General features: G+C 69.9%; 12 protein-coding genes and 1 tRNA gene. 3 read left to right on the top strand and 10 right to left on the bottom strand.

The features are described 5' to 3' along the window. Positions 1-50: 50 nt before the first annotated feature. The gene (locus ACSUPV_RS24325; protein WP_031119259.1) at positions 51-356 is read right to left on the bottom strand and encodes a hypothetical protein; all 306 of its coding nucleotides are present in this window, start codon (positions 354-356) and stop codon (positions 51-53) included. A gap of 102 nt (positions 357-458) precedes the next feature. Between ACSUPV_RS24325 and ACSUPV_RS24320 the strand changes: the two genes are divergently transcribed. Beyond that, a complete protein-coding gene (locus tag ACSUPV_RS24320) occupies positions 459-689 on the top strand; it encodes a DUF4287 domain-containing protein (protein ID WP_031119260.1) in 231 nt (76 codons plus the stop codon). A gap of 76 nt (positions 690-765) precedes the next feature. On the opposite strand, the gene ACSUPV_RS24315 is transcribed toward ACSUPV_RS24320, so the two are convergent. From ACSUPV_RS24315 to ACSUPV_RS24305, 3 genes are all read right to left on the bottom strand, one after another. Then, complete coding sequence (locus tag ACSUPV_RS24315; protein WP_037758785.1) at positions 766-1,677, bottom strand: Bax inhibitor-1/YccA family protein; 912 nt, start codon at positions 1,675-1,677, stop codon at positions 766-768. Positions 1,678-1,890: 213 nt separating this feature from the next. After that, a complete protein-coding gene (locus tag ACSUPV_RS24310; RefSeq protein WP_037758783.1) occupies positions 1,891-3,066 on the bottom strand; it encodes a 4-hydroxybenzoate 3-monooxygenase in 1,176 nt (391 codons plus the stop codon). 134 nt (positions 3,067-3,200) lie between these two features. Continuing rightward, positions 3,201-3,284, bottom strand: a tRNA-Leu gene (locus tag ACSUPV_RS24305). A 415-nt stretch (positions 3,285-3,699) separates the two neighbouring features. Here ACSUPV_RS24305 and ACSUPV_RS24300 point away from each other — a divergent pair. Both ACSUPV_RS24300 and ACSUPV_RS24295 read left to right on the top strand, forming a co-directional pair. Then, on the top strand, positions 3,700-4,470 hold the full coding sequence (locus ACSUPV_RS24300; protein WP_037758780.1) for an ABC transporter ATP-binding protein: 771 nt from the start codon (positions 3,700-3,702) through the stop codon (positions 4,468-4,470). Positions 4,471-4,508: 38 nt separating this feature from the next. Then, positions 4,509-7,043 carry an ABC transporter permease gene (locus ACSUPV_RS24295; protein ID WP_037758778.1) on the top strand — a complete coding sequence of 845 codons (2,535 nt, stop codon included), beginning with the start codon at positions 4,509-4,511 and terminating at the stop codon, positions 7,041-7,043. A 74-nt stretch (positions 7,044-7,117) separates the two neighbouring features. On the opposite strand, the gene ACSUPV_RS24290 is transcribed toward ACSUPV_RS24295, so the two are convergent. The 6 genes from ACSUPV_RS24290 to eno all read right to left on the bottom strand — a co-directional run bounded on the left by ACSUPV_RS24290 (position 7,118) and on the right by eno (position 13,908). Beyond that, positions 7,118-8,425 carry a class I SAM-dependent methyltransferase gene (locus ACSUPV_RS24290; protein ID WP_436948545.1) on the bottom strand — a complete coding sequence of 436 codons (1,308 nt, stop codon included), beginning with the start codon at positions 8,423-8,425 and terminating at the stop codon, positions 7,118-7,120. A 207-nt stretch (positions 8,426-8,632) separates the two neighbouring features. Then, the gene (locus tag ACSUPV_RS24285; protein WP_078650662.1) at positions 8,633-10,021 is read right to left on the bottom strand and encodes an NAD(P)/FAD-dependent oxidoreductase; all 1,389 of its coding nucleotides are present in this window, start codon (positions 10,019-10,021) and stop codon (positions 8,633-8,635) included. Between the two features lie 442 nt (positions 10,022-10,463). After that, a complete protein-coding gene (locus ACSUPV_RS24280; protein WP_436948544.1) occupies positions 10,464-11,405 on the bottom strand; it encodes a Ppx/GppA phosphatase family protein in 942 nt (313 codons plus the stop codon). Further along, positions 11,402-12,001, bottom strand: a complete 600-nt coding sequence (locus ACSUPV_RS24275) for a DUF501 domain-containing protein (protein ID WP_436948543.1) — start codon at positions 11,999-12,001, stop codon at positions 11,402-11,404. Before ACSUPV_RS24275 ends, ACSUPV_RS24280 begins: the two co-directional genes overlap by 4 nt. A 35-nt stretch (positions 12,002-12,036) precedes the next feature. Continuing rightward, positions 12,037-12,513 carry an FtsB family cell division protein gene (locus ACSUPV_RS24270; protein WP_031117963.1) on the bottom strand — a complete coding sequence of 159 codons (477 nt, stop codon included), beginning with the start codon at positions 12,511-12,513 and terminating at the stop codon, positions 12,037-12,039. Positions 12,514-12,627: 114 nt separating this feature from the next. Then, the gene (gene eno / locus ACSUPV_RS24265; RefSeq protein WP_031117962.1) at positions 12,628-13,908 is read right to left on the bottom strand and encodes a phosphopyruvate hydratase; all 1,281 of its coding nucleotides are present in this window, start codon (positions 13,906-13,908) and stop codon (positions 12,628-12,630) included. Positions 13,909-13,934 lie beyond the last annotated feature (26 nt).

Raw genomic sequence — 13,934 nt, 5'->3', positions numbered from 1 at the left:
CGCGGGGAACTGCGCGACCAGCCACGGACGACCTGCACCCGCGAACGGCGCTAAACCCCCGCCCGCTTCTGCGCCCCCTCAACCACCCGCACCGCGTCATCGACATCGGCATCACTGGGAATCACCACCGCCAGATCATGCCCGGCAACGGTGATCTGATCCGCAGCCGCAAACATCCCCGCATCCGGCATCTCCCGAGGCTCCACGCCCTCCAGCACCTGCGCCCTCCGGGCCAACTCCCGGGCAAGCCCGAGAGCCTCAGCGGCAGCGCCCCGCTGCAACCGGCTCTGGGGCGCGGCCCTCAAACGATCGGCGAAGTGCTCCACCGCACGGATCAGAGGCGTCGTATCAACCACGCCGCGAGCGTACGCGTCGCACCGGGACTGTTGCCAACGGGCGAACACTCAGGCACCGTGACCTGAAGGACCGGCTTACATCCCATGCGTCCGGAGGCGCCGATGTCCCAAGTCTTCTCCGAAGAGACCCACCGCAACATGCTCGCCCGCATCCCCCACTGCACCGGTCGTGAAATCGCCGACTGGTTGCGCACCGTCGAAGAAGGCCCGGCACTCTTCCGCTTCGAGGAAAAGGTCAGCTGGCTCCGGCACGAACACAATCTGGCGTACGGCCACGCCAAGGCGATCATCCACGAGTACGACCTGAGGAGGGCCGCGCGCAAACTGCTCTAGGCGGCGCACCGCCCGGCAGACGACGAAGGGCCCCGGCCGGAGCCGGGGCCCTTCGCGCTACGACCGTCGAGAAGAACTAGTCGTTGCTGTTGAGGATCGAGATGAGCCTCAGGAACTCGAGGTAGATCCACACCAGCGTCAGCGTCAGGCCGAAGGCCGCGAGCCACGCCTCCTCGCGCGGGGCGCCGTAGGCGACGCCGTCCTCGACCTGCTTGAAGTCCAGGGCGAGGAAGCAGGCGCCGAGGATGATGCCGATGATGCCGAAGACGACACCGAGGGCACCGCTGCGGAAGCCGAGGCCGTCACCGCCGCCGAACACCGCGAACAGCAGGTTCACGGTCATCAGCAGGATGAAGCCGAGCGCGGCCGCCATCACGAAGCCGTAGAAGCGGCGGTTGACGCGGATCCAGCCGGCCTTGTAGGCGATCAGCACACCGGCGAAGACCGCCATCGTGCCGATCACGGCCTGCATGGCCGCACCGTCGGCGATGCGGTTGTCGACGATGTTGGACACGACGCCGAGGAAGACACCCTCGAACGCGGCGTACGTGAGGATCAGCGCGGGCGAGGCCTTGCGCTTGAAGGACTGCACGAACGCCAGGACCATGCCGATCAGCGCGGCGCCGATACCGATGCCGTAGCTGCGGCTGATGTTGGCGTCGTCCACGGGCAGCAGGGCCCAGGAGAGCGCGGCGGTGAGGACGAGCACACCGAGCGTGCTCGCCGTGCGCAGGACGACGTCGTCGATGGTCATCCGGCCGGTGGTGGCCGGGGCCTGCGGCGGCGCGCCGTACTGCAGGTCCTGCTGGGCGTAAGGGTTCTGCGCGTACGGGTTCTGCGCGTACGGGTTGCCCGTCGGCTGCTGCGCGTACGGGTTGCCCTGGGTGGCGACAGCGGGACCCCCGGCCTGCGGCGCGGTGTTGAAGCCCGCGTAGCCGTTGTCGCGGCTGAACCCCCGTCGCGAGAAGACCGGGTTTCTGCTCCTCATTTCACTCCTCCATGGCCACACTGCGTGGCCTTGGCTCAAGAGTAATAGGTAGGCAAAGGAATGACCCTACTGCTTGGGGAGGATCTTTCCCTCGTCGTGCTGCGCAACACGCTACGCCGCTTCGTGATTCCCCTGACCGGAGGGGATCATTCATCACCAAGCTGCGACACGTCCGGAACCGGTCGGAGATCACCCGCTGACGCCGCTCTTACGTCACCCGAACGGGAAGCCCGTGTACCCCTCCGCGAGGTCGGTCTCGGCGGCGCGGGAGGAGGCGATGCGCTCCAGCCGGGCGAGCTGGAGCCGGTCGTCGAAGGGGCTCGCGTCGGGGGTGCGGTGCAGGAGGGTCGTCATGTCGTAGGAGAACCGCTCGGCCTGCCAGACGCGGCGCAGGCAGGTCTGCGAGTAGGCGTCGAGCAGCTCCGGTGAGCCCGTGTCCCTCTGGTGCGTCAGGGCCCGGGCGAACGTCACGACGTCGCCCACGGCGAGATTCAGCCCCTTGGCCCCGGTCGGCGGCACGATGTGCGCGGCGTCGCCGGCGAGGAAGAGGCGGCCGTGGCGCATGGGCTCGTGGACGTAGGAGCGCATGGGGGTGACCGACTTCTGGGTGATCGGGCCGCGCTCCAGGCGCCAGTCGTCGGCGGTCTCGAAGCGGCGCTCCAGCTCGTCCCAGATCTCCTCGTCGCTCCAGGCCTCGGCGTCGGTGCCGTCGGGCACCTGGAGGTAGAGGCGGGAGACGGCCGGGGAGCGCATGGAGAGGAGGGCGAAGCCGCGGTCGTGGCGGGCGTAGACCAGCTCGTCGTGGGAGGGCGGCACGTCGGCGAGGATGCCGAGCCAGCCGAAGGGGTACGTCCGTTCGAAGACCTGAACCAGTTCCGCGGGGATCGCCTTGCGGGCCACGCCCCAGAAGCCGTCGCAGCCGACGACGTACGCGCACTCCAGGACGTCCTCGCGGCCCTCGTGCCGGAAGCGGACGCGGGGGGTGTCGGTGCCCGCGTCCTCCACGGCCAGCGCCTCCGCCTCGAAGAGCAGCGGGCCGCCCTCCGCCAACTGGAGGGCGATGAGGTCCTTGCAGACCTCGGTCTGGGCGTAGACCATCACGGACCGGCCGCCGGTGAGGGCGGGGAAGTCGACGCGGTGGCGGCGGCGGTCGAAGCGCAGCTCTATGCCGTCGTGGCGCAGCCCCTCGCGGTCCATGCGCTGCCCGGCGCCGGCCGCGCGCAGCACGTCCGCCGTGCCCTGCTCCAGGATCCCGGCCCGCTGCCGCCGCTCGACGTAGTCGCGGTCGCGGCTCTCCAGGACGACCGAGTCGATGCCGGCGTTGTGCAGCAGCCGGGCGAGGAGGAGGCCGGCGGGACCGGCCCCGATGATGCCGACGGTGGTGCGCATCGGACGCCCTCTTCTCATCCGTTCGTGTGGTGAAATTTTCTTCACCATTGTTGGATGTGAGTCTCTGACGGCATGCGACCGCTGTCAACGGGCACGCCGCGAACTTCTCAATGGACCACACAGGGATCGGAAGGTGCCCGGAGCCGGACTCGAACCGGCACGCCCGCGAAGGGGCAGCGAGGTTTAAGCTCGCCGTGTCTGCATTCCACCATCCGGGCAGGCCATGGGCTCCGCATCGAGGTTCCGAGACTATCGGGACGGGTCCCCCGAACAGCGGAAGGGCGGACCGATGTTGTCTTATTTTATTGACGTCTGAGGGTGCATCAGCACACGGAACGCGCCATCCGCACTTGCCAATAGCCTTACGTGCGGCCGTCGGCCGCGTATGCGGAATGACGGAATTTCACCGCCCGAACGAGGGCACTCCACCTGTTCTCGACACCACGCACACGCGGCTTCGACACCAGGCCCCCTCGGGGGCGTTCGTCATCCCCAGGTATGACATGGCCCGGCCCGGTCAGCCTGCAGTCGGCCCTCGGAACCGGAACAACGGGTGACTACACGGCGGCGTGGCACCCGGACGATGGAACACGTTCTTCTCCACCACCGTCGTCCCGACAGGAGTGCCATCCCGTGACCACCGCATCCCTCGCCGACCGGGCCACCACCGTGGCCGCGCGCGCCACGGATCTTTCGAAGGTCTACGGACAGGGTGAGACCCAGGTGGTCGCCCTGGACCGGGTCTCCGTCGACTTCCGGCAGGCCGAGTTCACCGCGATCATGGGCCCCTCCGGCTCCGGCAAGTCGACCCTGATGCACTGCGTGGCGGGTCTCGACACGTTCTCCTCCGGGTCGGTGCGCATCGGCGAGACCGAGCTGGGCTCCCTGAAGGACAAGCAGCTGACCAAGCTGCGCCGGGACAAGATCGGCTTCATCTTCCAGGCCTTCAACCTGCTGCCGACCCTGACGGCCCTGGAGAACATCACCCTTCCGATGGACATCGCGGGCCGGAAGCCGGACAAGCAGTGGCTCGACTCCGTCATCCGGATGGTCGGTCTCGCGGACCGGCTCGGCCACCGGCCCTCGCAGCTCTCCGGCGGCCAGCAGCAGCGCGTCGCCGTGGCCCGGGCGCTGGCCTCCCGGCCCGAGATCATCTTCGGGGACGAGCCCACCGGAAACCTCGACTCCCGCTCCGGCGCCGAGGTGCTGGGCTTCCTGCGCAACTCCGTGCGGGAGATGGGCCAGACGGTGGTGATGGTGACCCACGACCCGGTGGCCGCGGCCTACGCGGACCGGGTGATCTTCCTGGCGGACGGCCGGATCGTCGACGAGATGCACGGGCCCACGGCCGACTCCGTCCTGGACCGCATGAAGGCGTTCGACGCCAAGGGCCGCACCAGCTGATCCCCCGTCAGGACCGACAGGACTGAGAACAAGAACCCATGTTCCGTACCGCCTTGCGCAACGTCCTCGCGCACAAGGCCAGGCTGCTGATGACCGTGCTCGCCGTGATGCTCGGCGTCGCGTTCGTCTCGGGCACCCTGGTCTTCGCCGACACCCTCTCCAACGCCTTCCGCAACCAGTCGGCGAAGAGCTACGACGACGTCGCCGTCTCCGTCTCCTCGTACGCCGACCCGGACAACCCCGAGGAGGAGCCGGGCCTGTCCGGCAAGGTCCTCGACCGGATCGCCGCCGTGGACGGCGTCGCCGGGGTGTACGGCCGCGTCGAGGGCTTCGCCGGGGTCGCCGACCCCGACGGGAAGCTGATCGGCGTCGGCTGGTCCAACAAGGGCTCCAACTTCGCGCCCGGCAAGGACGGCAAGGACGCCGCCTACACGTTCACCGACGGCTCCGGCCCGGTGAAGGACGACCAGATCGCCCTGGACGAGGAATCCGCGGCCAAGGGCGAGTACCAGGTCGGCGACCGGGTGCGCGTCGCGACCAACGGCCCGGTGAAGGAGTACACCCTCAGCGGGGTGTTCACCACGGAGGACGGCGCCGTCAACGCCGGCGGCAGCCTCGTCCTCTTCGACACCGCCGTCGCCCAGAAGCAGTACCTCGAGCCGGGCTACTTCGAGAGCGCCACCGTCACCGCCGCCCCGGGCGCGAACGACACGAAGATCCTGGACGCGGTCAAGCCGCTGCTGCCGGACACAGCCGAGGCCCAGACCGGCCAGGCGCTCGCCGACGAGCAGGCCGCGCAGATCGAGCAGGGCATGGGCAACCTCAAGCAGGTCCTGCTCGGCTTCGCGGGCATCGCGCTCTTCGTGGGGATCTTCCTGATCTCCAACACGTTCACGATGCTGGTGGCCCAGCGCACCAAGGAGATCGCCCTGATGCGCGCCGTCGGCGCGTCCCGCAGGCAGATCACCCGCTCGGTGCTCGCCGAGGCCGCCCTGGTGGGTCTGGTCGCCTCCGCCGTCGGCTTCCTCCTCGGCATCGGCCTGGCCGTCGCCCTGCGCTCCGGCATGGCCGCGTTCGACATGAAGATGCCGGACGGTCCGCTGGTCCTGTCCGCCACGCCGGTGCTCGCGGCGTTCGCCGTGGGCGTGCTGATCACGATGCTCGCCGCCTGGCTGCCCGGCCGCCGGGCCGCGAAGATCCCGCCGGTGGCGGCCATGAACAGCGTCCACGCGGTGGCCACCACCAAATCGCTGGTGCTGCGCAACTCCATCGGTGCGGCCGTCACCTCCCTCGGCGCGGTGGGGATCGTGGCGGGTGCCTCGACCGGCGGCGACGACGGCCGGATGTACATCGGGGCAGGCGCGTTCCTCGCGCTGATCGGCGTGATCATCCTGATCCCGCTGCTGTCCCGGCCCGTGATCGCGCTCGTCCGTCCGCTGCTCGTCGGCCCCTTCGGGGTGGCGGGCAAGCTCGCCGGCCAGAACGCGGTCCGCAACCCGCGCCGCACCGGGGCCACCGCCTCGGCACTGGCGATCGGGCTGACGCTGGTGACCGGCCTGTCGGTGCTCGGCGTCACGGTCGGCACGGCCATCGACAAGATGACCACCGACAACATCAAGGCCGACTACATGGTCTCGATGGCCAACGGCGGTGACCTCGACCGGTCGGCGCTGTCGGCGCTGGAGAAGGCCCGGGGCGTGTCCGCGGTCTCGCCGCAGCAGGACGCCTACTTCCAGGTGGACGGAGGCGACCACGTGTACGCCTCGGCGGTCACCCCGGGCGACATCGGGAAGGTCCTGACCGTCGACGTCGTCAGCGGCAGCGCCGACTCGCTCGCCGAGGGCCGCATCGCGGTCGCCGAGAAGACGGCCAAGAGCAGGGGCTGGAAGACCGGTGACACCGTCCCCGTCACCTTCGGCGACGACAAGAAGGCCACGCTCACGGTCGGCGCCGTCTACAAGGACAGCGAGTTCCTCTCCCCCGTCCTGATCGACCGGAAGATCACGGATCCGCACGAGACGAAGCCGTCCATCCGGCAGATCTTCGTGAAGGTCGACGGCGGCCAGACCGCGGCGAACGAGAAGGTCATCGTCGACGCGCTGGGCGACAACCCGGCGATCACCGTGATGGACAAGCAGGACATCCGCAACGAGTTCGGCGGCGCCATCAACACCCTGCTGAACGTCATGTACGGCCTGCTGGCGATGGCCCTGATCATCGCGGTGCTGGGCGTCGTCAACACCCTCGCGATGTCCGTCTTCGAACGGCAGCAGGAGATCGGCATGCTGCGCGCCATCGGTCTGGACCGGCGCCGGGTGAAGCGGATGGTCCGCCTGGAGGCCGTGGTCATCTCGGTGTTCGGCGCGATGGTCGGCATCGGTCTCGGGGCCTTCCTCGGCTGGGCGATCGGCGAGACCTTCGCGGACCAGATCCCGGGCTACGCCCTGGTCCTGCCCTGGGACCGGATCGGGATCTTCCTGGTGCTGGCCGGTCTGGTGGGCGTCCTGGCCGCGATGTGGCCGGCCCGCAACGCCGCCCGGCTGAACATGCTGAACGCGATCAAGGCCGAGTGACCTCGCCGCGCCGCGGCACACCGAAGGGCCGGGTTCCCGCGACGGGGAGCCCGGCCCTTCCCCCTGTCTCCGGGTCAACCGCCGGCAGGCGCACCCCAGGTGCGGGCCCGCAACGGCATGCCGGAGGCGCCCGACTCCGGCGTCCGGACGGCCAGGACCTGGTTGACGCCGATGCGGTTGTGCTCGAAGGCGAGCGCGGAGGCGGCCATGTACAGGCGCCAGACACGGGCGCGGCCGGGGCTGGTGAGCCGGACGGCACGCTGCCAGTCGGCCTCCAGGCGGGCGACCCACTGCCGCAGCGTGAGGGCGTAGTGCTCGCGGATCGACTCGACGTCGCGCACCTCGAAGCCGGCCCGCTCCAACTGGGTGACAGTGATGCCGATGGGCTGGAGCTCACCGTCGGGGAAGACGTAGGAGTCGATGAAGGAGTCGACGTGGTACGCCGTCTCGTCCCGCTGCGGACGGCGGGCGATCTGGTGGTTGAGCAGCCGCCCGCCGGGCTCGAGCAGGTCGTACAGGTCGGCGGCGTACTCCAGGTAGCGGTCGGCGCCGACGTGCTCGGCCATGCCGATGGAGGAGACGGCGTCGTACGGACCGTCCCGGACGTCGCGGTAGTCCTGGACGCGGATCTCGACCTTGTCGGTGAGGCCCTCGTCGGCGACGCGCTTGCGGGCGTAGGCGGCCTGCTCCTGGGAGAGCGTGACACCGACGACGCTCACGCCGTGCTCGCGGGCGGCGTGGATGGCCAGGGAGCCCCAGCCGCAGCCCACGTCGAGCAGCCGCTGACCGGGTTTCAGGCCGAGCTTGCGGCAGACGAGTTCGAGCTTGTCGCGCTGGGCCTGTTCGAGGGTGCTGTCCAGGGCGGGCCAGTAGGCGCAGGAGTACACCATGGACGGGCCGAGGACGATCTCGTAGAAGTCGTTGCCGACGTCGTAGTGGTGGCTGATGGCGCGTCTGTCGGTGCGCTTGGTGTGCAGGTGGCGGCGGGGGCTGCGGGCCTCCTCGCGGGGCGGGGCGGGCGGCAGCGGCGGACCCGCGAGCCTGACGAGTCCGCGGACGGCGGCCCGGACCTCGGGGTCGCGCAGGGCCTGGGCGAGGGTGCGGGCGTCCTCGCCGCGCTCCCAGATCAGGCCGGCCAGCAGGTCGAGCGTGGCGTAGAGGTCGCCCTCGATGTCGAGGTCGCCCGCCACCCAGGCGCGGGCCAGGCCCAGTTCGCCCGGCTTCCACAGCAGGCGGCGCAGGGCGCGGCGGTTGCGTACGACCAGAATCGGCGCGCCCGGCGGGCCCGCCTGCGAACCGTCCCAGGCGCGGATGCGCACGGGAAGCGGTGCTCCCAGCACCTGTGCGAAGAGGCCCTGCAGCCGCGGCGCGGCGTCTGCCATGGTGTACACCTCCGTGACTTGAATCCCGGAATGTCCGACACCACGTAAACACCTGCGGGGCTTCGGCGCAGTCCCCGGCACGCGTCATGTCTGTGCAAAACCGGCCGTCGGTCGCCCTTTGGCCCACGCGCGCGCCACGCACGCCGAAGGGCCTCCCGCACCACGGACGGCGGGAGGCCCTTCGTCAGGCCGGTGAGGGACCGGAGGTCAGGAGGCCTTGGCCTTCTCCTCGGTCTTCTCCTTCGGCGCGGCGGCGACCGGGGCCGGCTTGGCGGCCTCGTAGAACTCCTCGCGCGGCGTCTCGATGGCGCCGAGCGAGACGACCTCGCGCTTGAGGAACATGCCGAGGGTCCAGTCGGCGAAGACGCGGATCTTGCGGTTCCAGGTCGGCATCGCCAGGCCGTGGTAGCCACGGTGCATGTACCAGGCGAGACGGCCCTTGAGCTTGATCTTCATCTTGCCCATGACGATCATCGCGACGCCCTTGTGGAGGCCGAGGCCGGCCACCGCGCCCTTGTTGGCGTGCGCGTAGTCCTTCTGCGGGAAGCCGCGCATGCCGGACAGGACGTTGTCGCCGAGGACCCGGGCCTGGCGCAGCGCGTGCTGGGCGTTCGGCGGGCACCAGGCGTTCTCGTTGCCCGCCTTGCGGCCGACCAGGTCCGGGACCTGGGCGTTGTCGCCCGCGGCCCAGATGTAGTCGGTGCCCTTGACCTGGAGCGTCGGCTCGCAGTCGACGTGGCCGCGCGGGCCGAGGGGCAGGCCGTAGCGGGAGAGGACCGGGTTGGGCTTGACGCCGGCGGTCCAGACGATCGTGTTGGAGTCGACCTCGAGGCCGTTCTTCAGCACCACGTGGCCGTCGACGCAGGAGTCCATGGAGGTGGACAGGTAGACCTCGACGCCGCGGCCCTCGAGGTGCTCCTTGCCGTACTTGCCGAGCTTGGGACCCACCTCGGGCAGGATCTTGTCGGCGGCGTCGACGAGGATGAAGCGCATGTCCTCGCGGGACACGTTCTTGTAGTACTTCGCCGCGTCGCGGGCCATGTCCTCGACCTCGCCGATGGTCTCCGCACCGGCGAACCCGCCGCCCACGAAGACGAAGGTGAGCGCCTTGCGGCGGATCTCCTCGTCGGTGGTGGAGTCGGCCTTGTCGAGCTGCTCGAGGACGTGGTTGCGCAGGCCGATGGCCTCCTCGATGCCCTTCATGCCGATGCCCTGCTCGGCGAGGCCGGGGATCGGGAAGGTGCGGGAGACCGCGCCGAGCGCGACCACCAGGTAGTCGAAGGGCAGCTCGTAGGCCTCGCCGACCAGCGGGGAGACCGTGGCCACCTTGCGGTCCTGGTCGATGGTGGTGACCCGGCCGGTGAGGACCTCCGCCTTGGGCAGCACGCGTCGCAGCGGGACGACGACGTGGCGAGGGGAGATGTTGCCGGCGGCGGCTTCGGGGAGGAAGGGCTGGTAGGTCATGTACGACCGGGGGTCGACGACCGTGACGGTCGCCTCTCCGTAACGCATCTTCTTGAGGATGCGCCGAGCTGCGTACAGGCCTACGTACCCACCGCCTACTACGAGGATCCTGGGACGCTCCGTGGTGCTCATGCCATCGAGTATCCACCCGCTTCAGGGGGGTGGCTCGTGCGCCCCTTCACAAGCTTTCGCAGGGTGTGTGCTATCCTCCGCGGCCCGCGTGATCCACGTCATGGTGACAATCGGGATCGTTTGTGCACCCCGGACCGTTGTCAATGCCGCGTGAGCTGCCTCTCTGGGTCCGAGGACCCCCTGTGAGGCCCTTCCGGAGCCCGGTGCCGGACCCCTTCCCGGACACCTCCATACCATGCTTCTGAACATGTTCAAAGGGCCGTTCGCCCCCCGGACGGGTCAACCGGACCCTTCTCGTCGCCCGGGAGGGCCGAATTCCTTGTGAAGAACTTCACGAACTTTTCCGACGGGCTGTCGCCGAGGGGTCCCTCCGGGCCCCTCGGACGCGCTCATTCGTGATCCATGCCTGCTCAGAAGCGGGCCCGGAGCTCCCGGAGGCGGACTACGCCACCGACCACGCGATGCCGTCGAGGATGTCGTGCTCGCTCACGACGACCTCCTCCGCACCGATCCGCTCCATGATCGACAGGAGCACGAGGGCACCCGCCCCGATCACGTCGACCCGACCCGGGTGCATGGACGGCACGGCCGCCCGCTCGGCGTGCGTGGAGCGCAGCAGCCACTCGGTGATCTCGCGGACCCGCTCGTAGGAGACCCGGGAGTGGTGGATGGCCTCCGAGTCGTACTCGGGCAGCTCCTGGGCGATCGCCGACACGGTCGTCACGGAGCCGGCCAGGCCGACCAGCGTCCGCGCCTCGCGCAGCGGGACCGTCTCCTCGGCGAGGTCGAGCGCGGCCTCGATGTCGGTCCGCATCGCCGCGATCTGCTCCTCGGTCGGGGGGTCGCTCACCGCCCCGTCCCGGACCAGGTGCCGCTCGGTCAGGCGGACGCAGCCGATGTCCACCGACCGGGCCGCCCGGACGTGGTCGTCGCCGACGACGAACTCGGTCGAGCCGCCGCCGATGTCCACCACCAGGTAGGGCTTGGGCAGGTGGTCGCGCCCGGCCAGCTCCTTGGTGGCGCCGGTGAAGGAGAACTCGGCCTCCTGGTCCCCGGAGATCACCTCGGGCTCCACGCCCAGGATGTCCAGCACGCCGCGCACGAACCCGTCCCGGTTCTCGGCGTCCCGGGAGGCGGAGGTCGCCACGAACCGCAGCCGCTCCGCCCCGTGCTCCTTGATGATCCCGGCGTACTCGCGGCACGCCGCGAAGGTCCGCTGCAGCGCCTCGGGGGCGAGCCGGCCGGTGCGGTCGACGCCCTGCCCGAGCCGGACGATCGTCATCCGGCGGTCCAGGTCGGTCAGCTCGCCGGTGGTCGGGTCGGCGTCGGCGACCAGCAGGCGGATGGAGTTCGTACCGCAGTCCACGGCGGCGACACGGGTCACTGGGCGTCCTCCTCGACCGGCTTCAAGGCGAAGTGCCCCGAGTCAGTACCCTCCACCTGACATCCGTCACCGCTGGGCGGCCCGGCGGTCGTCACGCACGCGCCCTTGCGCCACCACTCCGGCAGCATGGCCAGCGCCTCGTCGCCCAGCGGGTTCACCCCGGGCCCCGCGGCCAGCGAGTGCGCCACCAGCACGTGCAGACACTTCACCCGGTCCGGCATGCCGCCCGCGCTGGGGAAGTTCTTCAGCTCCTCGATCTCGTCACGGCGCCGGATGTAGTCCTCGTGCGCGGCCCGGTAGGCCGCCGCCAGCTCCGGGTCCGAGGCGAGCCGCTCGGTCATCTCCTTCATCACGCCGTTCGCCTCCAGCGTGCCGATCGCGGAGTTCGCCTTCGGGCACGTCAGGTAGTACAGCGTGGGGAACGGCGTGCCGTCCGGCAGCCGCGGGGCCGTCTCGACGACGTCGGGCTGTCCGCAGGGGCAGCGGTGCGCGATGGCCCGCAGGCCGCGCGGGGGCCGACCGAGCTGCTGCTTGAAGGCCTCGACGTCCGCGTCGGTGGGCTCGGTGCGCGGAGTGGTCGGCGGGGGCGTTTCCATGACTGTCTTCAGGCTGTCTTTCTCTGGGGTCACATTTACTGGTCGGAGGCGTCGGACTTGTCGACCCCGTCCCAGATGTTCGAGTACCAGGGGCGGTCGGCCGCCCCGAGGTCGGCGCGCGACTGCTTCGCCGCGTGCGGGTCGACGACGATGAACCCCGTCTCCCCCGGCATGACGTAGTGCAACCGCTGCCGGATCTGCTGCTCGGCGTAGGCGTCGTCCTGCCAGCGCGCCTTCATGTCGCGCAGCCGTTCCACGCGCTGGCGGGCCTGCTGCTGCTCGCGCTGCAGGTCGTCGATCTCGGCGCGCTGGGAGACGTACTCCCGCATCGGGTAGGCCAGCGCCACGATCAGCGAGCACATCACCAGCGCGAGCAGCGCGGCCCGGCCGGTCAGCCGGGAGCGGCGGGCCTGCCGCCTGGTCTGGGAGCGGTAGACCCGGGCCGCGGTCTGCTCGCCGAGCAGCCGGATCCTGGTCGTGGTGGAGAACCGGTCCCGGTCCTTCACGGCCATGTCTGTCCGCCTCCCGCTCCGCCGTCATACGCGCGTACGTCCCCGGACACGGTACGGGACCGGGTACGGGGACGTACGTACGACTGGCGCGGCCTTGGCCGGGCCTTTGGACGATCAGCCCTTGAAGCGGGGGAAGGCGCTGCGCCCGGCGTACACCGCGGCGTCGTCGAGGATCTCCTCGATGCGCAGCAGCTGGTTGTACTTGGCGACGCGCTCCGAGCGGGCCGGGGCGCCGGTCTTGATCTGGCCGCAGTTGGTGGCGACGGCCAGGTCGGCGATGGTGACGTCCTCGGTCTCGCCGGAGCGGTGGGACATCATGCACTTGAAGCCGTTGCGCTGGGCCAGCTCGACGGCGTCCAGGGTCTCGGTGAGCGAACCGATCTGGTTGACCTTGACCAGAAGCGCGTTGGCCGCGCCCTCCTCGATGCCGCGGGCGAGGCGCTCGGGGTTGGTGACGAACAGGTCGTCGCCGACGAGCTGGACCTTGTCACCGAGCTTGTCGGTGATGGTCTTCCAGCCCTCCCAGTCGTCCTCGAACAGCGGGTCCTCGATGGAGACCAGCGGGTACGCCTCGACCAGCTCGGCGTAGTACTCGGTCATCTCGGCGGCCGAGCGGCTCTTGCCCTCGAAGGTGTAGGAGCCGTCCTTGTAGAACTCGGACGCGGCGACGTCGAGCGCCAGGGCGATCTGCTCGCCGGGGGTGTAGCCGGCCTCCTTGATGGCCTCGAGGATGAGGTCGAGGGCCTCGCGGTTGGAGCCGAGGTTCGGGGCGAAGCCGCCCTCGTCGCCGAGGCCGGTGGCCAGGCCCTTGCTCTTCAGGACCTTCTTCAGCGTGTGGTAGACCTCGGCGCCCCAGCGCAGGGCCTCGGAGAAGGACTCCGCGCCGATCGGGGCGATCATGAACTCCTGGATGTCCACGTTGGAGTCGGCGTGCGAGCCGCCGTTCAGGATGTTCATCATCGGCACCGGCAGCAGGTGCGCGTTCGGGCCGCCCAGGTAGCGGAACAGCGGCAGGTCGGACGCCTCGGAGGCGGCGTGGGCGACGGCCAGCGAGACGCCGAGGATGGCGTTGGCGCCGAGGGAGCCCTTGTTGTCGGTGGCGTCCAGGTCGAACATGGCCTGGTCGATCAGGCGCTGCTCGGTGGCGTCGTAGCCGACGAGCTCCGGGCCGATCTGCTCGATGACCGCGAGGACGGCCTTCTCCACGCCCTTGCCGAGGTAGCGGTTCGAGTCGCCGTCGCGGAGCTCGATGGCCTCGAAGGCGCCCGTGGAGGCGCCGGACGGGACGGCGGCACGACCGGTGCTGCCGTCGTCGAGGCCGACCTCGACCTCGACCGTGGGGTTGCCTCGGGAGTCCAGGATTTCCCGGGCTACGACGACGTCGATGGACGGCACGAGCATCTCCTTCTTCATGTGACGCG

Origin of the sequence: Streptomyces sp. SudanB52_2052 (assembly GCF_964272415.1) — a bacterium.
GTDB lineage: Bacteria > Actinomycetota > Actinomycetes > Streptomycetales > Streptomycetaceae > Streptomyces > Streptomyces olindensis.
This window is presented reverse-complemented; position numbering and strand designations above follow the sequence as displayed.

Coding starts and splice junctions, on each gene's coding strand:
- ACSUPV_RS24320 (WP_031119260.1), top strand. CDS start 459: ATGTCCCAAGTCTTCTCCGAAGAGACCCACCGCAACATGCTCGCCCGC.
- ACSUPV_RS24315 (WP_037758785.1), bottom strand. CDS start 1,677: ATGAGGAGCAGAAACCCGGTCTTCTCGCGACGGGGGTTCAGCCGCGAC.
- ACSUPV_RS24310 (WP_037758783.1), bottom strand. CDS start 3,066: ATGCGCACCACCGTCGGCATCATCGGGGCCGGTCCCGCCGGCCTCCTC.
- ACSUPV_RS24295 (WP_037758778.1), top strand. CDS start 4,509: ATGTTCCGTACCGCCTTGCGCAACGTCCTCGCGCACAAGGCCAGGCTG.
- ACSUPV_RS24290 (WP_436948545.1), bottom strand. CDS start 8,425: ATGGCAGACGCCGCGCCGCGGCTGCAGGGCCTCTTCGCACAGGTGCTG.
- ACSUPV_RS24285 (WP_078650662.1), bottom strand. CDS start 10,021: ATGAGCACCACGGAGCGTCCCAGGATCCTCGTAGTAGGCGGTGGGTAC.
- ACSUPV_RS24275 (WP_436948543.1), bottom strand. CDS start 12,001: ATGGAAACGCCCCCGCCGACCACTCCGCGCACCGAGCCCACCGACGCG.
- ACSUPV_RS24270 (WP_031117963.1), bottom strand. CDS start 12,513: ATGGCCGTGAAGGACCGGGACCGGTTCTCCACCACGACCAGGATCCGG.